Origin of the sequence: Acinetobacter sp. YH12208, from assembly GCF_013418055.1 — a bacterium.
In the GTDB taxonomy this organism is placed as follows: Bacteria; Pseudomonadota; Gammaproteobacteria; order Pseudomonadales; family Moraxellaceae; genus Acinetobacter; species Acinetobacter pseudolwoffii.
In genome coordinates this window covers 1-22,552 of sequence record NZ_VPCT01000008.1, presented here as the reverse complement: position 1 = coordinate 22,552, position 22,552 = coordinate 1, and the positions used below count along the sequence as shown (strand labels likewise).

21 protein-coding genes and 1 pseudogene are annotated in these 22,552 nt (G+C 41.2%); 6 read left to right on the top strand and 16 right to left on the bottom strand.

What is annotated here, in order from left to right; genetic code table 11:
• The first annotated feature begins 237 nt into the window (after nucleotides 1–237).
• Genes FTU95_RS09320 through FTU95_RS09310 form a run of 3 tightly spaced genes read left to right on the top strand, consistent with a single transcriptional unit; the run spans nucleotide 238 to nucleotide 3,153 of the window.
• The gene (locus FTU95_RS09320) at nucleotides 238–1,626 is read left to right on the top strand and encodes a hypothetical protein (RefSeq protein ID WP_180040161.1); all 1,389 of its coding nucleotides are present in this window, start codon (nucleotides 238–240) and stop codon (nucleotides 1,624–1,626) included.
• A gap of 11 nt (nucleotides 1,627–1,637) precedes the next feature.
• Nucleotides 1,638–2,351, top strand: a complete 714-nt coding sequence (locus FTU95_RS09315; protein ID WP_218944650.1) for an OmpA family protein — start codon at nucleotides 1,638–1,640, stop codon at nucleotides 2,349–2,351.
• Entirely contained in the window at nucleotides 2,338–3,153 is an 816-nt protein-coding gene (locus tag FTU95_RS09310) for a hypothetical protein (protein WP_179999410.1), read from the top strand. The genes FTU95_RS09315 and FTU95_RS09310 overlap by 14 nt, the downstream gene beginning before the upstream one ends.
• Before the next feature lie 40 nt (nucleotides 3,154–3,193).
• Here the strand turns inward: FTU95_RS09310 and cyoE are convergent, their stop codons facing one another.
• The 7 genes from cyoE to ppsA all read right to left on the bottom strand — a co-directional run bounded on the left by cyoE (nucleotide 3,194) and on the right by ppsA (nucleotide 12,000).
• On the bottom strand, nucleotides 3,194–4,072 hold the full coding sequence (cyoE, locus tag FTU95_RS09305) for a heme o synthase (protein ID WP_005097240.1): 879 nt from the start codon (nucleotides 4,070–4,072) through the stop codon (nucleotides 3,194–3,196).
• Between the two features lie 10 nt (nucleotides 4,073–4,082).
• Nucleotides 4,083–4,409, bottom strand: a complete 327-nt coding sequence (locus tag FTU95_RS09300) for a cytochrome o ubiquinol oxidase subunit IV (RefSeq protein WP_005097239.1) — start codon at nucleotides 4,407–4,409, stop codon at nucleotides 4,083–4,085.
• The gene (cyoC, locus tag FTU95_RS09295; protein ID WP_005097238.1) at nucleotides 4,409–5,026 is read right to left on the bottom strand and encodes a cytochrome o ubiquinol oxidase subunit III; all 618 of its coding nucleotides are present in this window, start codon (nucleotides 5,024–5,026) and stop codon (nucleotides 4,409–4,411) included. The genes FTU95_RS09300 and cyoC overlap by 1 nt, the downstream gene beginning before the upstream one ends.
• A 4-nt stretch (nucleotides 5,027–5,030) precedes the next feature.
• Nucleotides 5,031–7,019 (bottom strand): cytochrome o ubiquinol oxidase subunit I, encoded by a 1,989-nt coding sequence (cyoB, locus tag FTU95_RS09290; RefSeq protein WP_005097237.1) that lies wholly within the window; start codon nucleotides 7,017–7,019, stop codon nucleotides 5,031–5,033.
• 3 nt (nucleotides 7,020–7,022) lie between these two features.
• On the bottom strand, nucleotides 7,023–8,126 hold the full coding sequence (gene cyoA, locus FTU95_RS09285; RefSeq protein WP_005097235.1) for a ubiquinol oxidase subunit II: 1,104 nt from the start codon (nucleotides 8,124–8,126) through the stop codon (nucleotides 7,023–7,025).
• A gap of 300 nt (nucleotides 8,127–8,426) precedes the next feature.
• Nucleotides 8,427–9,221 carry an RDD family protein gene (locus FTU95_RS09280; protein ID WP_005170506.1) on the bottom strand — a complete coding sequence of 265 codons (795 nt, stop codon included), beginning with the start codon at nucleotides 9,219–9,221 and terminating at the stop codon, nucleotides 8,427–8,429.
• 400 nt (nucleotides 9,222–9,621) lie between these two features.
• Nucleotides 9,622–12,000, bottom strand: a complete 2,379-nt coding sequence (ppsA, locus tag FTU95_RS09275; RefSeq protein ID WP_005097232.1) for a phosphoenolpyruvate synthase — start codon at nucleotides 11,998–12,000, stop codon at nucleotides 9,622–9,624.
• A 154-nt stretch (nucleotides 12,001–12,154) separates the two neighbouring features.
• Here ppsA and FTU95_RS09270 point away from each other — a divergent pair, with 154 nt between their 5' ends.
• Nucleotides 12,155–12,991 (top strand): pyruvate, water dikinase regulatory protein, encoded by an 837-nt coding sequence (locus tag FTU95_RS09270; RefSeq protein ID WP_005097231.1) that lies wholly within the window; start codon nucleotides 12,155–12,157, stop codon nucleotides 12,989–12,991.
• 233 nt (nucleotides 12,992–13,224) lie between these two features.
• On the opposite strand, the gene FTU95_RS09265 is transcribed toward FTU95_RS09270, so the two are convergent.
• From FTU95_RS09265 to FTU95_RS09250, 4 genes are all read right to left on the bottom strand, one after another.
• On the bottom strand, nucleotides 13,225–13,788 hold the full coding sequence (locus tag FTU95_RS09265; RefSeq protein WP_180078258.1) for a flavoprotein: 564 nt from the start codon (nucleotides 13,786–13,788) through the stop codon (nucleotides 13,225–13,227).
• Nucleotides 13,789–14,086: 298 nt separating this feature from the next.
• Complete coding sequence (locus tag FTU95_RS09260) at nucleotides 14,087–15,091, bottom strand: LLM class flavin-dependent oxidoreductase (RefSeq protein WP_005097228.1); 1,005 nt, start codon at nucleotides 15,089–15,091, stop codon at nucleotides 14,087–14,089.
• A gap of 155 nt (nucleotides 15,092–15,246) precedes the next feature.
• On the bottom strand, nucleotides 15,247–15,699 hold the full coding sequence (locus FTU95_RS09255; protein WP_005097226.1) for a hypothetical protein: 453 nt from the start codon (nucleotides 15,697–15,699) through the stop codon (nucleotides 15,247–15,249).
• 233 nt (nucleotides 15,700–15,932) lie between these two features.
• On the bottom strand, nucleotides 15,933–16,364 hold the full coding sequence (locus FTU95_RS09250; RefSeq protein ID WP_005097225.1) for a glycine zipper 2TM domain-containing protein: 432 nt from the start codon (nucleotides 16,362–16,364) through the stop codon (nucleotides 15,933–15,935).
• A 346-nt stretch (nucleotides 16,365–16,710) separates the two neighbouring features.
• On the opposite strand from FTU95_RS09250, the gene prfA reads away from it, so the two are divergent.
• Together prfA and prmC are read left to right on the top strand one after the other, a co-directional pair.
• On the top strand, nucleotides 16,711–17,799 hold the full coding sequence (prfA, locus tag FTU95_RS09245) for a peptide chain release factor 1 (RefSeq protein ID WP_005097224.1): 1,089 nt from the start codon (nucleotides 16,711–16,713) through the stop codon (nucleotides 17,797–17,799).
• Entirely contained in the window at nucleotides 17,799–18,617 is an 819-nt protein-coding gene (prmC, locus tag FTU95_RS09240; RefSeq protein ID WP_005097223.1) for a peptide chain release factor N(5)-glutamine methyltransferase, read from the top strand. Before prfA ends, prmC begins: the two co-directional genes overlap by 1 nt.
• A 62-nt stretch (nucleotides 18,618–18,679) precedes the next feature.
• Here the strand turns inward: prmC and FTU95_RS09235 are convergent, their stop codons facing one another.
• The 5 genes and pseudogenes from FTU95_RS09235 to FTU95_RS09215 form a co-directional block, all read right to left on the bottom strand.
• Entirely contained in the window at nucleotides 18,680–19,507 is an 828-nt protein-coding gene (locus FTU95_RS09235; protein ID WP_100357927.1) for an ABC transporter permease, read from the bottom strand.
• Nucleotides 19,507–20,478, bottom strand: coding sequence for an aliphatic sulfonate ABC transporter substrate-binding protein (locus FTU95_RS09230; protein ID WP_100357926.1), 972 nt, complete (start codon nucleotides 20,476–20,478; stop codon nucleotides 19,507–19,509). The genes FTU95_RS09235 and FTU95_RS09230 overlap by 1 nt, the downstream gene beginning before the upstream one ends.
• Nucleotides 20,479–20,753: 275 nt before the next feature.
• Nucleotides 20,754–21,635 carry an IS982 family transposase gene (locus FTU95_RS09225; protein WP_180078256.1) on the bottom strand — a complete coding sequence of 294 codons (882 nt, stop codon included), beginning with the start codon at nucleotides 21,633–21,635 and terminating at the stop codon, nucleotides 20,754–20,756.
• 147 nt (nucleotides 21,636–21,782) lie between these two features.
• The gene (locus FTU95_RS09220; RefSeq protein WP_100355344.1) at nucleotides 21,783–22,136 is read right to left on the bottom strand and encodes a hypothetical protein; all 354 of its coding nucleotides are present in this window, start codon (nucleotides 22,134–22,136) and stop codon (nucleotides 21,783–21,785) included.
• Between the two features lie 240 nt (nucleotides 22,137–22,376).
• A pseudogene (locus FTU95_RS09215) lies at nucleotides 22,377–22,552 on the bottom strand (IS982 family transposase); the annotation flags it as partial.

Sequence of the window (22,552 nt, the reverse complement as noted above, 5' to 3'; positions counted from 1 at the left end):
TTTGGACAGCCCCAATTTAAGTAAATTGAAGCAAGGAGTCACAACCAAGGTTGTGTCGCAGTGTTTGCGAGCCAAGAATTTTAGAGGGTTTAGGTTTAAAATACAAGTCATAGCTTTGAAATAGCTAAATTCAAATATTAAGTTATATTTATTCTTTTGTGTTTATTGAAGTTTTTTTGTGGGAACAATTATTTATAGTGATACTATTCACATAATTTTATTTCCTTTCCCTCTGTCATGTTAGATTTTCTTGATGTTTTTTCCAAAATTTTTCATTTCCTTGCAATTGTAGTTATTGTTGTTTTCTTTATTTATTTTATTCGTTTAGATCGCTTGCATGAAAAAGCTAATCCTGCTTACCCAAGTTTACTGATTACAATAGGGATTGGCTTTACCTTCTTTGGTGTTGCTTTGGGGCTTGCGGGCTTTGACACAGAGGATCCAACGGGAAGTCTATCGACTCTAGTAAATGGTATTAAAACTGCATTTTGGGGGTCATTTGCAGGTATTCTTGCTTCAATTTTAATTAAATTTCATGCACTTATTAAGTTTAAAGAAAATGATACTGATTTACAGGCAGATAAGCAGGTGCAGCAGTTTTATGAAGAGCATCAAATTTTAGCAAAGCAGAGCCAATTTTTAGAAAAAATTTATACTGATAATCAAAATCATCATCAGAATTTAGTAAAAGCCATTGAAAATTTTGGCCTAAATTTAGATAAAAATAATAAAAATAATATGCAAGAAATGCTTCAATCGATCAGTAGTAGTTTAGGTGGTATTGAGCAAATTCAACGCAGTACACAAGGTTATATTGCAGGTGAAATCGCAGAATTAAGAAACGAATTTGTTTCGTTTGCACAAAAGCAAGCAGAACAGACCACTGATATTTTCATTAAGGCCCTGGAACAAGCAATTCAACGTTTCAATGAAAATTTAACAGATAGTTTGGGTGAAAACTTTAAGCAACTTAATCAATCTGTAAACCGTTTAGTAGATTGGCAGGAGCAATACGCATCTCACGTAGAACAACAGACCACAAATTATGAGGGAATGTTGTCTCAGATTGAACAGGTGAAAAATGATTTTTCAACTGTGTTGCATAATGTGGATGGTTTTAAGCAAATTATTTTACAAGTAGAGCAAGCCATTCAATCCATTGATCATACCAACTATGAGTTTAACAACCGTATTGAGCATTTCTATGGCGCTTTGGATGCAAAACTTGTAGAGGTTGATCAAACGCGTCAATTGTTTGCAGAGAGTTTTAACAAGACTGAATCGCAAATGGATAAAATCAATCAACTGACCGAAACGATCTTTACTGAAATTCATGACTATTTGGAGTCTAGTCATGCGCGTGCGCTACAGATACAAACAACGTCTGCACAGCAAGCTGAACAAATGCAAAAGCAAATGAAGCAATCATTTGAACAGACGCAGCAGCAATTAAGCGATGGTTTAAGCACGATTGAAACTCAATTGCAGCAGACATTGAATCAGTCATTGATCACACTCGCTCAGCAATTAGGTGCACTTTCAACCAAGTTTGCACAAGATTATGAGCCAATTACAGAAAATTTAAAAAATATTATCGACTCGATTGATCAGGGAGTGAGATCTTAATGTTGCCCTTTATGCGTCAGCGTGCAACGAATTCTGATCAATGGATTAGTTTAAGCGATATTATGACTGCACTGATGATGGTGTTTTTGCTTATTAGTGTCATTTACATGATACGTGTTAAAGAATCAGTCGATATCCCACGAATTTTTAAGGCGGATGAACAACAATTACATTCGCAATTAGAGCAAAAGCTACAAAGTAAATTGACCAAGTGGGGTGCAACTCTAAGTCCTGACTTAACAGTGCGCTTTAATAATGAGGAAATTCTTTTTAAGGCAGGTTCAGCAGATTTAAGTGCTGAATTTAAGCAGGCACTGAATGAATATTTCCCTATTTATATTCGTTCGGTGATGCAAGATCGTTTTGTTGATAATATTAAAGAAATTCGTATTGAAGGGCATACGTCAAGTTTCTGGGCAAAAGGTGTTGGTGAGGAAGAGGCTTATATTCGTAACATGCAGCTTTCTCAAACACGTGCACAAAATACCTTAATTTATTTACTACAAAGTTCATTATTAACAACGGTAGAAAAAGCGTGGTTAAAACGTAAATTCAGAGCAATTGGATTTTCTTCGGCTGCACCTTTAGGTAAAAATGGGCAACCTGCGAGTGGCTCTAATAGAGAGCATTACGGTGCATCACAACGTGTAGAATTTAGAGTGGTGACAACCGCTGAAGATAGAATTCGTGCTGTTGCCTATGGTGATTCAAATGCAGCTCGTTGATTTTTTAACTAGTGACTTCTTAAATGAATTAAGAAGTCAAATGAAAGCAAAGCTTTTAGATATTACTGATTTACCCTTTCGCAATGGTATTACCTACGCAGATTTATATGATTTGCATGAAGGTGTCGAGGTTGATATTGGTGATATTACAAGCTCTCCTTCGGGTTTGCTTTATTATAAAGGCGTGATGGTTTCTCTGAATATTCAGGATGCTTTTCAGGGAAATAAGCAAGAAGAGAGTCTGCCTAAATTACACATTTGTCATTGTCATAAGCTCAAAGAAATGAAGGCTGCTGGGCGTATACAGCGTTATGTGTGTTCAGCACGCACAGATAAAATTCGTAAAATTCGCTTTATTTCAAATTATACAAACCAAATTAAAAGTGGTGAGTATGATTTGGATGTCTGTAAATACTGTCTAAGTCAATTAAAGTTAAACGGCTATAAAACTTCGATGACACCGATGGAAAAAAACCAGATATCCAAAAAATTAGACTTAAGTGATTTTTATCTCAAGTTTGAGCCACAATTTTATCAGGCGATGATTCAAGTGTTATATACAGACCAAAATGATATTGTAGTTAATCAATATCAAATGGACTGGAAGTATATTTCCTATAAATACAGAAAATCGAAACAATGGCGCTGTGAAGCATGTACAAAAGATTGTACTCACGATCATGCAAATTTACATACGCATCATATTAATGGTAATAAAGCCGATAACCGTTTAATCAATTTGAGTGCTTTGTGTTATGACTGCCATGCGATGCAACCGATGCATGAACATATGAGACGTTGATTCTGAAATAAAAAAAGATAGAGACGAACTCTCTATCTTTTTAAAAAAATACTATCTGTGTAGATGGCGCAGTTGAAGTAAAGCTAAATACAATACTGATCACGGTAATCAGGATGACAGAGAACAGAAAATATTTCTTTGCCCAAAGCTGATCATTTTCAGCTTTAAATCCAATGACACCGATATACAACCAGTAAATGCACAATAGATTTAAAATGACTGCATACAACCAATTGGCATAGCCATATACAAATAATGCATTCATGGTCAGGGTGAATAACACCACATACAAAAGTGATTCGATCTTGGTACGATGAATCGAGCGCGCCACAGGCAAAATGGGAATGCCTGCATTTTTGTAATCATCAAAGCGGTAAACCGCAATTGCCCATGAGTGAGGCATTTGCCACAACGCATAACCTAAAAAGATCAGTAATGCACCCAGGTCAAATTGATTGGCCACAGCGGTATAGCCAATGACAGGCGGAGCTGCACCAGAAATACTGCCGACTACAGTTTGATGAATTGTGGTTCGTTTTGTCCATAGGCTGTAGAAACCAACATATACAACAAAACCAATCACCGCGAAAAGAAAAGCGTACGCATTTACCCAGAACCATAAAATGCTAAAACCAATGAGGCCTAAGACCAGAGCAAAAGCCAGGGCAACAGGTTCAGAGATGGTTTTGATGACCAGAGCACGATTTTGTGTGCGCTGCATTTTTTGGTCGATGTCCTGGTCAATCACGTTGTTGACCACACATCCTGATGCTACGACAAGCGTAGTACCGAGAAGGGTAATAAGCAGGAGAAGGAAATCTACAGAACCTTGAGTGGCTACGAAGTAGCCACCCAAAGTGGTAACAAAGTTACCGAAGAGAATTCCTGGCTTAGTCAGGAATAAATACTTTTTCAACATGACGACCAGTTTAGATCATCATGTTGTAGTGTAGGTAATTCATGATCCATACAGAACCTACTAAAAGAATAGCGATGGTTAAGATGGTATACACGAACGCAATCACGTTCCAGCGTTGCTCTGAAGAAGAGTTCATATGCAGGAAGTAAATTAACTGCACAAGAATCTGAGCAACCGCAGTAATCGCAATTACTGCAATCAAGATACCGCGTTCAAAACCGCCTGCCATCACCATACCGAATGGAATTACGGTAAGGATGACAGAAAGTACGAAGCCAATTGTATATTGCTTAACGTTACCGTGTGATGCACCAGCTGAGTTGTGATCGTGACTCATTACAGAACTCCCATCAAGTAAACTACGCTGAATACACAGATCCAAACGATGTCAAGGAAGTGCCAGAACAAGCTTAGGCAAGCTAGACGACGCGTGTTTGCAAGAGTCAAACCATATTTCTTGATTTGAACCATTAACACGATCATCCAGACTAGACCAGAAGTTACGTGAATACCGTGCGTACCTACCAAGGTAAAGAACGCAGATAAGAACGCACTTGTGCTTGGACCGTGACCCGCATGAACTAAGTGATTGAACTCATATAGTTCCATGCCGATGAAGATAGCACCGAATACCCAAGTAATCGCTAACCAAGTCAGTACTTTTGCAACGTCTTTTTTGTATGCAGCAAGAACTGCAAAACCAAAGGTTACAGAAGAGATCAAGAGAGCGAAGGTTTCAGTCAGAACGAAACCTAAAGAGTCGCCAAACAGGTCTCTCGCACTTGGAGTACCCACAGGAATGTGGCTACTTAAAACAGCGAACGCAATGAAGAGTGTACCGAACAGGACAAGGTCACTCATCAAGTAAGTCCAGAAACCAAAGACGGTGATGTCAGTATCATCGTGATGATGCTCATCGTGTCCGTGGTTATCGTGATGAAGTACTTCAGCCATTGTCTTAGTCCTTCTTCAAGTGTTTTTCAAGAATCGCATAGCGTTCGTTTTCAATACGCTCAACTTCAGCAGCAGGAACATAGTAATCCACTTTCTTGGTGAAAGAAGACACGATGAAGCTAATGATAGAAGCAATGAACGTAACAACTACTAACCACCAGATGTGCCAGATTAAACCGAAGCCCATTACAGTGATGAACATCGCGATAACGAAACCAGCAGCACGATTCGTTGGCATATGGATATCTTCATACTTCGTTGGTTTTGCATACGCAACACCATTTTCTTTCTCAACCCAGAAAGTATCAATACCATTGATCTTTGGAAGATGAGCAAAGTTATAGAACGGAGCAGGAGAAGATGTCGACCATTCAAGCGTACGACCATCCCATGGATCGCCAGTCAAATCTAGACGTTGGTCACGTTGTAGGAAACCAACCACAATTTGCATCACGAAACATACAATACCAAGTGCAATCAGAACTGCACCAAACATTGCAATATTTACATACGGATCCCAGTCTGGGTTGTCAAATGTATTCAAACGACGAGTCATACCCATGAAACCAAGGATATAAAGTGGCATGAATGCAAAGTAGAAACCGAAGAACCAGAACCAGAACGCTGCTTTACCCCAAGTTTCATTCAGTCTCCAACCGAACATTTTCGGCCAGTAGAAGATGATACCTGCGAACATCGCGAATACTACACCACCAATAATTACGTTATGGAAGTGAGCAATCAGGAATAAAGAGTTGTGTACCAGGAAGTCCGCTGGTGGAACTGCCATCAATACACCTGTTAAACCACCGATACCGAAAGTCACAAGGAAACCAAGTGTCCATAGCATTGGGGTAGTGTAAACAATACGACCCTTGTACATGGTGAACAACCAAGAGAAGATCTTCACACCTGTAGGAATCGCAATAATCATGGTCATGATACCGAAGAACGCGTTAACGTTGGCACCTGCACCCATAGTAAAGAAGTGGTGAACCCATACAACGAATGACAATACTGTGATTGCTACTGTTGCATACACCATGGATTTGTAACCGAACAATGCTTTGCGCGAGTAAGTCGCAACAACTTCTGAGTAAATACCAAATGCTGGTAATACCAAGATATACACTTCTGGGTGACCCCAAGTCCAAATCAGGTTTACATACAACATTGGGCTACCACCCAGGTCATTTGTAAAGAAGTGGAAATCGAAGTAACGGTCAAGCGTTAGCATTGCAATTGTTGCAGTCAACACCGGGAAAGCAGCAATAATCAATACCGCTGTACATAAAGATGTCCAGGTAAAGATTGGCATTTCCATGAGTTTCATGCCAGGCGCACGCATTTTGATGATGGTAACAAAGAAGTTAACACCCGTTAATAGCGTACCTAGACCTGAAATTTGCAGTGCCCAGATGTAGTAGTCCATACCTACGCCTGGAGAATATTCGATACCTGACAGTGGAGGGTATGCCATCCAGCCTGTTGCAGCGAATTCACCTAACGCAAGTGAAACCATCATCAGACCCGCAGCGCCGGCAAATAACCAGAAGCTGAGTGAGTTCAATAATGGGAATGCAACGTCACGTGCACCGATTTGAAGCGGCACAGAGATGTTCATTAAACCAACTACAAGACCCATTGCCACGAAGAAGATCATGATCACGCCATGCGCGGTAAAGATCTGGTCGTAATGCTCAGGGTGTAAATAACCTTCGCCGCCACCTTTTGCAAGGAACTGCTGAAGACGCATCATGATCGCATCGGCGAAACCACGCACCAGCATGATCACAGATACGAAGATATACATGATACCAATTTTTTTATGGTCTACAGATGTGAACCATTCGTTCCACAAGTAGCCCCATTTTTTGAAGTAGGTAATACCAGCAACAACTGCGATAGCACCCAAGATCATCATTGCAACAGTTGCCAATACGATTGGATCGTAAGGAATTGCATCTGGACCTAACTTACCTAAGAAGCTCATGTCTTATTCTCCTTGAGAAGCAGTCGCATGTTCACCTGCTACATGAGCTTCAGAAGCAGATGCTTCCTGAGCAACAGCATCAGTCGCTGCAGCTTCTACAGGAGCTGTATGATCAGCACCGTGGTAGTTACTCATATAGTTGTGAATCACAGATTCAAACAAACCAGACTCGACAGAAGAATAATAAGTCACAGGATGTGGCTGAGTCTTATATGGGCCTTCTGCTTGTGCAGTTTCAGCAAGTCGTTTCTCTAAATCTGTTCTTGCATTACGAACCATTGCATCAATTTGTTTTTGTGAACGGTTGCCGTCACGTAAGGTCGCAAATTCAGCTTGGTCTAAAACAGTTTTTTGAACTGCAACAGGATTTACTGAAGTACCATTACCTGATTGAACTGCAGCAACCCATTCAGCGAATTGAGCATCAGTCACAGAATGTGCACGGAAGCGCATTTGTGAGAAGCCATAGCCTGAATAGTTTGAAGAGAAACCACGATAACCTTCAGCTGGACTCGTTTCATCAGCTAAGAAGTTAAGGTGAGTTTGCATGCCTGCCATTGCATAAATCTGACCACTTAACGCCGGGATGAAGAAAGAGTTCATCGTGAAGTTAGACGTGATACGAAGGCTTACCGGAGTTTTCTCTGGGAAACGCAATTCGTTAATTGTTGCAATGTTTTGCTCAGGATAGATGAAGATCCATTTAAATTGTTCAGCAATAACTTGAACAGTTAATGGTGCTTTATCTGCTTCAATTGGACGGTATGGGTCATACTTGTGGGAACCCCACCAAGTTAACCAAGCTAAAATACCAATAATAATGACAGGAATACCCCATACCACAATTTCAATCGCAGTAGAGTGTGTCCATGTAGGTTTATAGTCTGCGTCTTTATTCGATGCACGATATTTCCAACCGAACCATAATGCCATGATGATTGATGGAATAACCACCAACAGCATTAAGTAAATCGCAGTCATCATCAGGTTACTTTGACCTGCTGCAACTGGACCTTTAGAGTTCAGAAGTACCATATCACCACCACACCCGGTCAAGAGTGCAGTCATCGCAGATAAAGACAATACAGCTAAAATCGTTTGTCTCATTTTACAACCTCGGTGAAGAGTCCCATTCCCTAATTTAATATGGGATAGCGATTAAAGTGCACATGACGAAAAAGGCTGATTTTTACAAAACATCCTATTAATCATAATACACCGCTACGTTGTAGGGCATTATGCCTGAGATTGACGAACTAAGCTATATCTAAAGCCGCTTTAAATGCCTGTAATAAAAACCGATTTTGTTGCTCGGGATTTAGGAATATTTATAGGAATTTTATTTCAATTTCAAAGTTATGTAAGAAAGAATGGGATGAATATCATCCCATTTTAAGTGATTCAAAATTATTGTTTTACCACTTGAGTTTTTGCCAGTTTATCGTGCAGGGTCTGACGTTTTTTACCCAATCCGAAGGCCCAGTCAATCATTAAACTCAAGGGCATGAAGATGATATTCAGAAATATAAAGAATACGCTACGAATGGTGAAGGCACGTAATAAGCTAACTTTCTCACCAGATTCAGCATCTACAATTTTGATTTTCGTCATTTTTTTGCCAATACTTTGCCCAGATTTGGCAATAAGGTAGGCTTGAATCACCAGCATGATCAGTAAATAGACCGCAGTTGCAATCCAGGCTTGTTGAGAAAACATCTCAAACATCTGGGTTTGCAGTTGCTGCGCCATGGTAGGATCAGCATCACTGTTGAGTATCACATTCATGAACTCTTGGTTCAATTCTGCAAAGCGGACTTCCTGTTCAGGGGTGAAGAATCCAGTCAGAATAAAAGTCGCTGGTAACCAGAGTAACACGTCTACAATTTTGGCCAGAATACGGCTGGGAATACTGGCAAGTGTATTTTTTTGCGTAGTTGCTTGGGTGCGTGGTTGCGTACCAGACACTGTTATAGGCGGGTTGTTCTGGAAAGGCGTGTCAGGTGTTGCGGTTGGTGCGACATAACCCTCAGGTTGATATACCGATTTTCCCTGGGTAAGCTCACCTAAAGCTTTCCACTCTGCCATGCCTTGATGCCATGCCAAATCAGTTAGCATGACTTGCTGATTGGCAAGCATTTGATTTAATTGCTCGAGCGTATATGGACCAGCTTGTTGATTGTTTCGTGCCAAGTAAATCTGCATATAGACTGAATCTCAATATATAAATTTGAACTGATAATAGGTTGAATTAAGATTGTATTGAATTCTATTTTGAAAACAAACACCATCTTATCGTTAAGATTATAGATAAATTGAGTATTTTCAATCCTATTTATGAAGAAAATGCTTCAAATCAAAAACAGTGTAACAAGGATCGGGTGGTTTGAGTGCATCATTCAACATATCCGATTCGCTTTAATTATTGCCCTTTAAAAATGATTTTACTGTTGGCATTTGTTTGTCATTACAATTTGAATGTGGAGAAACAAAATACAAAAACTTATATTTTTAAAACTTTCAGAAGAGCGTTTTGAAATATAAAAGAATATTCATCCCATAAAAAAAAGACCCTGCGAAAGGGTCTTTTTTTATTTAAAATCTATTATGCAGTTGCCACTTTTTCTTTAGCCAGGAAGAACCAGGTATCCAGGACTGAATCCGGGTTTAAAGATACAGACTCAATGCCTTGTTCCATGAGCCATTTCGCAAGATCAGGATGGTCTGAAGGACCTTGACCACAAATACCCACGTATTTGCCTGCACGGTGACATGCCTGGATTGCAAGAGCAAGAAGCGCTTTTACAGCAGGGTCACGTTCGTCGAACAAGTGCGATACGATACCAGAGTCACGGTCTAGACCAAGCGTTAGCTGGGTCAGGTCGTTTGAACCGATAGAGAAACCATCGAAGTGTTCAAGGAATTGATCGGCCAACAATGCGTTGGTTGGTAATTCACACATCATGATCACTTTAAGACCATTTTCACCACGTTTAAGACCGTTCAATTCCAATAACTCGATCACACGTTTTGCTTCAGCCACAGTACGCACAAATGGAATCATGATCTGTACGTTGGTTAAGCCCATTTCATCACGAACTTTTTTCAATGCACGGCATTCAAGCTCGAAGCAGTCACGGAAGTTGTCAGACACGTAGCGGCTTGCACCACGGAAGCCCAGCATCGGGTTCTCTTCTTCTGGCTCGTACAACTTACCGCCGATCAAGTTTGCGTATTCATTTGACTTAAAGTCAGACATACGCACGATCACTGGTTTATCTGCAAATGCAGCAGCAAGAGTAGAGATACCTTCAACCAGTTTTTCTACATAGAACTCGATTGGAGAAGCATAACCAGCAGTACGCGCCATCACAGCAGCACGTGTTTCACGTGGCAAGCTGTCAATATTCAACAATGCTTTAGGATGCACACCGATCATACGGTTGATGATGAATTCTAAACGTGCAAGACCAATCCCTTCGTTTGGAATTTGCGCGAAGTCGAATGCACGATCCGGGTTACCGACGTTCATCATGACTTTGAACGGAAGAGCAGGCATTGATTCGATCGAGTTGGTTTGGATTTCGAAATCCAGCGCACCTTCATAGATGAAGCCCGTATCACCTTCAGCGCAAGACACAGTCACTTCCTGACCGTCAACCAGTACTTCAGTGGCATTACCACAGCCTACAATCGCAGGAACACCAAGTTCACGTGCAATGATTGCAGCATGACAGGTACGACCACCACGGTTGGTAATAATCGCAGCAGCACGTTTCATCACTGGTTCCCAATCCGGGTCAGTCATGTCAGATACCAGCACGTCACCGTCTTGTACTTTGTCCATTTCTTTGATTGAAGTCACGATACGGACTTTACCAGAACCGATACGTTGACCGATTGAGCGACCTTCACAGATCACAGTACCACGTTGTTTGAGGAGATAGCGCTCCATGGTGCCGACATTTTCACGGCTTTTTACTGTTTCAGGGCGTGCCTGAACGATGTAGATTTTTCCATCATCGCCATCTTTTGCCCACTCGATGTCCATTGGAGAACCGTAGTGGTTTTCAATGATCAGCGCTTGTTTGGCAAGTTCTTGGAGTTCTTGGTCGTTTAGAGCGAACTGTTGACGCTCAGCTTTTTCTACATCTACGACAACCACTGATTTACCTGCAGAAGCTTCTTCACCATAAATCATCTTCTGGTGTTTAGAACCCAAGTTGCGGCGTAAAATCGCGTGTCGGCCTGCATTTAACAGCGGCTTAGAAATATAGAATTCGTCAGGGTTGACTGCACCTTGAACGACCATTTCACCCAAACCATAAGACGCGGTAATAAACACTGCATCACGGAAGCCTGATTCAGTGTCCAGGGTAAACATTACACCTGCAGCACCCGTTTCAGAGCGAACCATACGTTGGATCCCTGCTGAAAGGGCAACCACGTCATGCGCGAAGTTTTGATGGACACGATAAGAAATTGCGCGGTCATTATATAAAGATGCAAAAACTTCTTTGATCGCGATAAGCACGTTATCAATACCGCGAATATTCAAGAAAGTTTCTTGCTGTCCAGCAAAAGAAGCATCTGGTAAATCTTCTGCTGTCGCTGATGAACGAACGGCAACCGCGATATCAGGGTTGCCGTTAGAAAGTTCTGCAAATGCTGTACGAACTTCTTGTTCTAATTCAGAGGTAAGTGGAGTATCCACAATCCATTGGCGGATTTTTGCACCGGTTTCAGCAAGAGCATTCACATCATCCACATTCAGTGCTGCAAGCTCTGCATTAATTTTAGCGTTTAGGCCACTTTGCTCGAGAAATTCACGATATGCTTCAGCTGTAGTTGCAAAGCCACCTGGCACCGATACACCAGCATTGGATAAGTGGCTGATCATTTCGCCCAAGGATGAGTTTTTCCCACCCACGAGTTCAACGTCGTGCTTCCCTAATTTTTCCAGACCAATTACGCGCGCTTCCAAAGTTGTTACTCCACTTTTGCAGTATTAATCACTATCTTGGCATGAGAGTATAGCAAATCATCTAGGTTTTTGATTTTACTAAGCGACAGTCATGTAAGATCGGTTTACTATAAAGATTATATAGCACTAAGACAAATGGTGGAGGAGAATTTTAATGTCAGAAGGTAAACAAATTCAGCGTAGTGTTTTCTTTATCTCGGATGGCACGGCAATTACCGCTGAAACGCTTGGACACTCACTATTAGCGCAGTTTCCAAATGTAAAGTTTGACATTCATATTATCCCTTATATTAGCTCTGAAGAAGCCGCAACCAGTGTGGTTGCAGAGATCAATGCGCGTGCTCTGCAAGACGGTGAAAAACCACTGGTTTTTGATACTTTAGTCGACCCTTATGTGCGGGAGATTATTAATACCGCAAATGCCGTAAATCTTGATGTATTTGAAGGGCTTATTAGCAAGTTGTCGGATGAGTTGCAGGTGTTGCCTACAACTTTAGTCGGTCAAACCCATGCGGTGACTGATACTGCCTCCTATAAAGCCCGTATCGATGCGGTACACTTTGCCTTGGACAATGATGATGGCGCGCGTACGCGTCATTATGATAAAGCCGATCTGATTCTGATTGGGGTGTCGCGTTCGGGTAAAACACCCACCTCCATTTATTTGTCTTTGCAATTTGGTATTCGGGTGGCCAACTATCCACTAACAGAAGAAGATCTGGATGATAATCGCTTGCCAGCGGTACTGCGCCCGCATAAAAACAAGCTGTTTGGCCTGATGATTGATGCAGACCGTCTCGTCGCGATTCGCACTGAACGTAAGGCCAATAGTCGTTATGCCAGCTTTAGCCAGTGCCAGATGGAGCTGCGTGCCATTGAAGGAATCTACATTTCGGAAGGAATCAAGTACCTGAATGTCTCTGAAATGTCGATTGAAGAAATCTCGACACGTGTCTTGCAAATGACGGGTTTAAAACGTCGAATTGGCTAAAAAGCCAAACAGAGCCAAACTTTGATTTGGCTCTGTTTTATAGCTAAAAAATACCAATAAGTGCTTATTTATAGAAATAATGTATGGTTTTTATAAATTTAAAAAATATCAAGTATCATAATTAAAAATACAAAAGAGCGTTATTTAATCAATTTGTTGAATAAGTACACTATTGATCCTGGGTTTAGAGTTCTAGATTTCATCAATTTTTCATGTTGAGTTGCCAACGTAGCTTATTCTTCTGCTAAATAAGTATGAATAATAATATCGACCTGATGCTGATCTCCATTGATACAGCAAATACTGTTTTCAGTAATTTTTAGGATTGGCCAGGTAATCAGCTGGCAATTTTCCCGCTGTAGCGCGGCATAATAATGATCTGACTTGAGATAGGTGTTAGGAGAAGATGCAAGATTTGGCATTAACTGGCGTCTTAACCACAGGTTTTGTACCTGATTTTCCAGAAATCTGAGGGAAAGCAGACTCTTAATCCGGTTGTTAAATAGACGGCGATTTTTACCAATTAAAGGATGATTAATAATGCGTTGCAGAATGCGGTCTGAACCTGGTAGCACAAAAGCAGGATTAATCTGAAAAACTTTCACCGAACCGGCATGCTGGCTAATTTTATCCAGCTGGGTAACGGTAAACTGGTCTGTGCCAATAATTGCAATATCTTTGTTTGAATAATCCAGTTTCATAAGCTCGGAAGAAGCGATTTTTATTCCGGTAAACAGCTGGAAATGTTCGGGATAATTTTCAAAAATGCCAACGTGTAGATCTTGCTTGGTGGCCATTAGACTTCCTTGAATTTATTTAATAATTGATTTTCTTTGTCCTAGATATAAACAAAAACCAGAAGCAGGGTAAAGGAGAAAATTTGACTTAGACAGTCATCTATTTGACAGAAATACAGCGGCTTATTTTTTCTAAGTCAGGGGAGATAAATATGATTAAAAAGCGGTGGTGTTAAGTAAAAGAGAAGAAATTAAGTGGGAAAAGTTTGGATGAAGGCGTTAAACAGGTTGTTGCTATTTTATTTGAAAGTTATACAACATCTACCCATTGCTGAGAATAGGTAGATGTCGCTTTCATTTATTGCCCGTTTTTAAGCTGCATCAACAGCTCAAAGTTATGCAGACGCTTGTCAGTGTCATAGATGTCACAAGTGAAGATAAACTCATCAACATCATATCTGGCTAAAAGTGATTCCAGCCCAGCTTTCACAGTTGCTTTGGAGCCGACCTGTGCCATGGCAAAGAAATTATCGACTGACATTTTTTCCGCAGGTGACCATAGACCGTCCATTGAATCTATCGGCGCTTTCAGTTTTAAGGTCTGACCACGAATCAATGACAAAACCCGCTGATAGGCACTGGTCGCCAGATATTCTGCTTCTTCATCGCTATCTGCCACACAGGTCGGTACACCCATTGAAACATAAGGTCGATCCAAGTATTCGGAAGGCTCGAAGTTTTCACGATACAGCTGAATCGCCTGACCGAGCATACGCGGGGCAAAATGTGAAGCAAAAGAATAAGGCAGGCCAAGTTTTGCTGCAAGTTGTGCACTGAACAGACTCGATCCGAGTAGCCAGACCGGAACATGCGTGCTTTGACCGGGAGTCGCAACAATACGCTGATTCGGCTCTGGATCTTTAAAATATTGCAAAATTTCCAGAATATCTTGCGGGAACTGATCTTCAGTTTCCTGACGGCCACGGCGCAGGGCACGCATGGTCATCTGGTCAGTTCCAGGAGCACGGCCCAGACCGAGTTCAACACGATCTGGATATAAGGTCGCTAAAGTTCCGAATTGCTCAGCCACCACCAGCGGCGCATGATTCGGGAGCATAATCCCGCCTGAGCCTAAAGTTAAGCTTTTGGTGTTCGCCAGTAAATAGCCTAAAAGAACGGCTGTGGCTGAACTGGCAATGCCATCCATATTGTGATGTTCTGCCAGCCACATTCGGCTATAACCCAGTTGTTCTGCTGCCTGGGCAAGCTCCAGCGCGTGGTTCAGCGCGAATTGAATAGTCTTATCGTCACGAACAGGAACCAGTTCGAGGATAGAGAACCGGGTATCGTTAAGTGTACGCATCGTATTACTCTTAAATAGACATGACTAAAAGCATACGACTTTGCATTGTATTTGTATATCGAAAAAAATCGATATAAGTGTAAACGAAAATAACAGGCAAAAAAATAAGCATCCGAAGATGCTTATTTAAGGAGGGAAGCTTAGAGAGTGCAGCCTTAACGACGACGGTTGTTGTAACGATAGTCATTCGTGCGGTAGTTTTTTGAACTGTAGCGACGGTCATAGCGGTCATCATAACGGCGATCCTCACTGACTTTTTTACCCAGTGCTGAACCACCCGCAGAACCTAGTGCTGCACCGATATAACCGCCATTGGTACCCGCCATGTTTCGGCCGACTGCATAACCCGCACCACCACCGAGGGCACCACCGATAATCGCACCATTACGGTCACGTTTGTTTGCCGCAACAGCTGCACCAGCACCACCACCAATCGCAGAACCGATGGTTGCACCGGTTGTACCACCCATTTTATTACCCACGGCTGCACCAACCACACCACCAAGTGCTGAAGCTAAAGCTGTATTGGTGGTATTACCGGCATTGGCTGCTGTCATACCCATGGCTGAGGTTGCTACAACAGCGATCATTAGAGATTTATAGTTCATGAGTACACCTTTTCGTATATCTAGCTGTATTTGTTGATAAGATCAATTTAATCTAGCAAGCGTCAAACAGCATGAAGGCCGTGTTGACGAATTGTGATTTTTATCTCCTTAATTTATTCATGATTTTGAGTGAATAATTTTATGTATTACATGAATTTGACTGTGTTTGAAAAGCATAAAAAAAGCACCCGAAGGTGCTCTTAATGACAAATGTCTGAGGTCTAACGCATTGATCAGTTATAACGGTAATGACGTTTTTTCTTGTAGTGGCGTGATTTGGCTTTTTCTGCAGTTTTGTCTTTGGAAATCTTGTTACCTAATGCAGCACCACCGGCAGCACCCAAGGCTGAACCGATATAACCGCCATTGCTGCCGCCCATGTTTTTACCTACGGTATAACCTGCACCGCCACCCAAAGCACCACCGATTGCAGATTCAGTACGGTTCTTTTTGCTACTTGCCACTGCTGCGCCGCCTGCACCACCTAAGGCTGCGCCAAGTGTAGCACCAGTATTGCCGCCCATGTTTTTACCTAGGGCTGTACCTGCAACACTACCTAAGGCACTTGCTGCTGCAACACGTGCTGTACTGTCTGCATGTGCATTTACCGCCATCATTGAACCAGCAGCTAAAACTGTACTCATTAAAAGTGCGTTGAGTTTCATGTCATCACTCCGTGTCCATTAACAGGACTGTATTTATTTCGATGTGGAAAATGTAACAAATCATGCCCAGAATAATATGAAGATGTTTCTCCATAATTTACTGCTTTATTTGATGAATTGTAAAATCTGCAAGAAATAAGCATAAGATCGATTATAAAAAAGGCAATTCCACTATTTTTAATCTTATTTGTTAACAAATGCTGCCGAGAGAGAATGATAGCGGCGTGGACTTACTCAATAATGATGTTCATTAGAAGCCAGAATCGTTAAACTAGGCGCAATTTTTTGATTTCGCTGTGCTAAATCGGTTTTTAGTTGCAGCCTATGTTTTGAGATTTTTTAAAAAATGAAAGAATCGTTACGTTTACGATTAGACCAACTCTCTGACCGCCACGAAGAGCTGACAGCATTATTGGCTGATATAGAAGTAATTTCAGACAATAAACGTTTTCGTCAGCTGTCGCGTGAGCATAATGACCTGACAGAAATCACCAGCGTTTGGAGCAAGTACAGACAGGCTGAAGAAGATATTGAAACAGCTCAGGCCATGTTGTCGGACCCGGACTTTAAGGAAATGGCACAAGAGGAAATCAAAGAAAATAAAGCTTTGATTGAAGCGCTTGAATCAGACCTGAATATTCTGATGATTCCAAAAGATCCAAATGATGCCAACTCTGCTTATCTGGAAATTCGTGCCGGAACCGGCGGCGATGAAGCAGCGATTTTCTCGGGTGATCTGTATCGCATGTATAGTAAATATGCAGAAAATCAAGGCTGGCGTATTGAAATCCTGTCAGAAAATGAAGGTGAACACGGCGGTTATAAAGAAGTGATTTGCCTGATCAATGGTGACGGTGTATATGGTCGCTTGAAGTTTGAGAGTGGTGCGCATCGTGTACAACGTGTGCCAGCAACCGAATCGCAAGGTCGTGTACATACGTCTGCTTGTACCGTTGCGATCTTACCGGAAGTCGATGTCGATACTTCGGTAGAAATCAATTCCTCGGATTTGCGGATTGATACTTACCGTGCCTCAGGTGCTGGTGGTCAGCATATTAACAAAACTGATTCTGCGGTACGTATTACCCATTTACCGACAGGCACGGTAGTGGAGTGTCAGGATGAACGTTCGCAACACAAAAACAAAGCCAAAGCGATGGCACTTTTGGTGTCTCGTTTAGAAAATGCCAAACGGGCTGCTGCCGATGCTGCAACCTCTGAAATGCGTCGTGATCTGGTTGGTTCAGGGGATCGTTCAGAACGTATTCGTACCTATAATTACCCTCAAGGTCGTATGACCGACCACCGCATTAACCTGACTTTATACAAGCTGGATGCGGTCATGGAAGGTGATTTGACCGAATTGCTGGACAGCCTGCATCGCGAATATCAGGCCGATCAGTTGGCCATGCTTGCACAGCAGAATGGTGGATAATGAATATTTTACAAGCGCTGGCTTTACGCGGCGAAGCCGAGAGTTACGAACGTCAGGAAAATGCCTGGTTGCTGGAACACATCACCAAGATTGATTCATTTGATCTGTTGATGAAAAAAGATCAGGAATTGACGCCTGAGCAGGAACAAGCTTATAAGGATGGTCTGGCACGAATTGCTGCCGGTGAACCTTTGGCTTATGTCACCGGTTCACAACCATTCTGGACTTTGGATCTGAAAGTCAGCAAAGATACGTTGGTGCCGCGTCCTGATACTGAAGTGCTGGTTGAAACCGTGTTAAAGTTAGATTTGCCTGAAGATGCCCGTGTGGTGGATTTGGGTACAGGCACAGGTGCAATTGCCTTATCGCTTGCATCGGAGCGTCCTGAATGGGTGATTGTTGCATCAGATATTTATGCGCCTACGCTTGAAGTAGCCAAATATAATGCAGAACAACATGATATTGAGAATGTAGAATTCGTTCTGGGTTCGTGGTTGAAACCATTTGGCCGTCAGTTCTTTGATGTGATTGCTTCAAATCCGCCGTATATCGATCCGGATGATGCACATATGCAGCATCTGGCGACCGAGCCGCAACGTGCACTGGTTGCGGATAAAAAGGGCTTGGCTGATTTGGAAGACATTATTATTCAGGCCAAAAAGCATTTAACCGTCAATGGCTGGGTGGTGCTTGAGCATGGTTATGATCAGGCTGATGCCGTGCAGCATCTATTTAAGCAGGCCGGTTATAAAAAGGTCCGTACCGTAAAAGATTATGGCGGTAATGATCGGGTGACTTTGGGTCAGTGGCCGCATTAATTTTTAATCCTTCTTTATGAAAAGAGCGACCGATTTGGTCGCTTTTTTAGTTGCCTTTCACTTTATTTGCTTTTAATCACATCACGCCAACGTAGTAATCGAGTTTCCAGTATTTTCATTAGCTTATCTGTAATTTTTCCTAAAATTGCCAATAAAATAATCGCAATAATCACGATATCGGGTCTGGATGTTTCCCGGCCATCACTGAGTAAATAGCCGATACCTTGTGTTGCTGCAATCAGTTCTGCAGCAATCATAAACATCCAGGACAGACTTAAGCTATTCCTTAAACCTGTCAGTATGCCCGGGGACGCAGCCGGCAAAACAATTTGCTGAATCTGCTGCCAGTATTTCAGACGATACACTCGTGCTACTTCAATCAGTTTACGATCGACGCCCTGAATGGCCGCCACAGTATTGGTATAGGTGGGAAAGAAAGCACCAATCGCAATTAAGGTAATTTTTGAGGCTTCATCAATCCCCAACCAAAGCAGTAGCAGGGGAATCCAGGCCAAACTTGGAATCGATTTAATTGCAGAGAAGGAGGGTTCCAGAAACTCTTCTGCCTGTTTATTCAGACCCACGAAAATGGCAAAGATTAATCCTAGACCACTCCCGATCGCAAAGCCCCAAATTACCCGCCAGGTACTGACTCCGATATGTTGCCATAAATCGCCTTCTACCAGTTCAGCCAAAGACTGAAGCAGACTACTCGGTGCAGGCAACAGATAAGGTTCAATAACACCGCTGCGAACCAGTAATTCACATAGAACGATTAAAATGACAGGGAGTGCCAGACCTTTCAGGATCGAAAAACTGCGCGACAGAAAAATCGACTTGTGGGCTTGATGCTGCACGAGTTGTTCCGAGATGCTTTTAGGTAAAGCCATTATTTGCTCACAACCTTTTGTGCATATTTTGCCTCAAGCAGCTTGGACACCACTTGATTGACATTGGTGCCTTTACGCACCAGATTTTCTTCGGTCAGAATCGTGCCAGCTTTTTGTAAGGCCTTAATATGTTTGGTATTAGGGATATTTTGATCAAGATTGGTGCGGCTGAGCTGCAGTTTGACAACGTTTAATGGCAGTTTTGTTTCACGTGCCAAAAGTTCAGCCAGTTTGTCCGGATTGGCTTTGGCCCATTGGCGTGCCTGTTCATAGGCTTTAAGCACGGCTTCAATTGCTTCCGGGCTTTGTTTGGCAAAGTTTTCCTTTACACTTAAAACGCTATAAGAATTAAAGCCCACATTGCGATATAGCAGTTTGGCACCTGACTGTACTTGTGCAGAGGCCATTAGTGGATCTAAGCCAGCCCAGGCATCGATCTGTTTACGTTCTAGTGCGGTTTTACCATCCGGATGCTGTAAATGTACCAGTTGAACATCACCTTTACTGAGGCCGACAGTATCCAGAGCTTGCAAAGTGAACAGGAATGGATCGGTACCTTTGGTTGCTGCAATTTTTTTACCTTTTAGGTCTTTCAGGGATTTTATCGGCGAGTCTTTTGCAACGACCAGTGCAGTCCACTCTGGTTGGCTTTGTACATATACAGTTTTAATCGGGCTGCCATTGGCACGACTGAGGACGGCAGCCAAACCTGCAGTCGAAGCAAAATCGACACTGCCACTGTTTAAATACTCTAGAGAACGATTACTGCCTTGGCTAAATACCCATTTGATTTGTGTTTTCGGAAGTGCTTTTTCTAAAAGTTTTTGCTCTTTTAGCACCAGACTGGTCGGAGCATAATAAGCATAATCCAGTTTTAGCTCTGCCGGAATGGCTGCGAACGTTATACCACTGATCAGGGAAGAAGAAACTGTCAGTACCACCAATCTTGTGGAGATCAATATTTTTTTCATGCTTATCTCAAAGTCATCATAATGAATTTTTCGACATAAATAGCGGGTGTTGAGTGAAGATGCAAAAGAGAAAAACAGATAAGAAAATCAAAAAATAAAATATTTAAAAAATCTTATTTAAGTGTTTGAAATTATAAAAAAATTAGTAGGGTTACTAACTAAGGAAAACTTATATGAAATTCTTTAAAATCTAGCATCAAACCGAATAAGCTGAATTTTATGTAAAACAAGGCAATAAATATAGAAAATAAATTGCATCAAGATAAACGCCACTCTCAACTTTTAATTAAGTTTTCCAACTGTAAAGGAGGACTACCTAATTGAGAATTTAAAACGACTGAAATTGTATGTGAAAGAATTTTTCGAGTGATACGATGAGATAAATGCCATAGATCTCTAGCCCTGACTTTTTGTATATTAAACTGCGCTGTTAGTTGTCCTATAACTGTTTCAATTTTCCTTCGGGCATTCATTAGTATTCTCATAGCTTCTTTCGGTCGATGATCAACCATATTTTTTCTAAATGGTGTTTGTAAGTCAACAGACTGTAAATCATAATATTTTTTTAGTTCAGGTCTTAAATACCCTTTATCAGCGCCAAGCAAACCATGAATATTCTGTGTAATTTCAGGTGCAACATCTCGTTCATCGCAGTTTGCTGGAGCAAAAGTATAATCTGTAATCATTCCTGGGAAATTAATCACAATATGTCCTTTAAAACCATAATATTTTTCTTGTTTAGCTGCACAATAACTGAAGCCAGCATCGGTTTTAAAATTTCTATGTTTTTTTGCTCGAGCATAGCGACAAACAGGAATAGGAAAACCATCAATAAAATGAATATTATCGTGCATAAAGGTTTTTCTAATCTTGGTCATAATTTGCTGATTGACTTGCCATAAATTTGCATAGTGTTTACAGAAATTAGGATAAGAACCTAATTTTGGAAACCAGTCTAAGTAATTGTGTTTAAAATATTTCCAGATATTTTTATCAGAATCCAATCCTAAAAATTTACCTACAATTTGTATAGTCATTATTTCAATATCGGTTAAAGCTGGAGGAAATCCTCTCGTTCTTAATGGCTTTGTGACGATAAGTGAATAGCAAGAATCTATGAATAAATACACAGAAATGATAAATTCGTAAATGGACATAACACGAGGTAGTTTTCTTGGTCGAAATCTAAATTGTGTTATGTCCTTTTTATTTCAATAGTCTAGAAAGTTGAAATTCGCGTAAGATAAATGAATAAGTATAAAAAAAGCGATACATCTGCATCGCTTTTTTGGGGTTGGTTCAATTTAGACCGGATAGTCTTGAAGGCAGTCATAGACTTCGACTTGATCTAAGCCACCGGTTTCCATTGCCAGACAAAGCGCTACAACTTTCACGGTATCTGCCAAGTATTGTTCATCTTTGAGCGCAATACCTTGTTGCAGGGCGACAATGCGATCTGCCGGAATTTCTAAGGCTGCGGCAGTTTCAGTTGCATCAACACGGTTAAAGAACTGAACCACAACATCTTTAAGCGCTGAGTCAGAGGCACTTAAAATAGCTTGATTAAGCTGTTCAGAGATTTGATCAGCTGAATGAACTAAAGCATTGGCGAAGTTTTGAACAAGATTCTGTTCAAGAACATCAGTCATCTTTAACATGAAAATACCTTCAACTTAGGAGAAAATTTGGGAGTACAGCCAATAGCAAAGTGCTATAAATTGAGTGAAAAATAATCTATTCTCAGTCGAATTGCAAAGCTTTCTGGATGACTGTGTAGTCCTGCTAATATATGCTGCAGGGCTTGAAATTTATAATCACAGTAAAAATATGAACTTAAGTTTCAATAAAATTTTATTAATATTTTTTAAGTATTAGTTTATATAAATTATATGCCAATCTCAACTTAAAATGAGTTTTTCGAGTTGAATTGGCGAATGGCCAAGCTTTTTATTCAAAACAACGCAGACGGTGTGTGACAGAATCTTTCTGATAAAGCGATGTGATAAATGCCATAAATCTTTTGCTCTTACTTTTTGGATATTAAAGCGATCTACCAACTGGCCAATGACGGTCT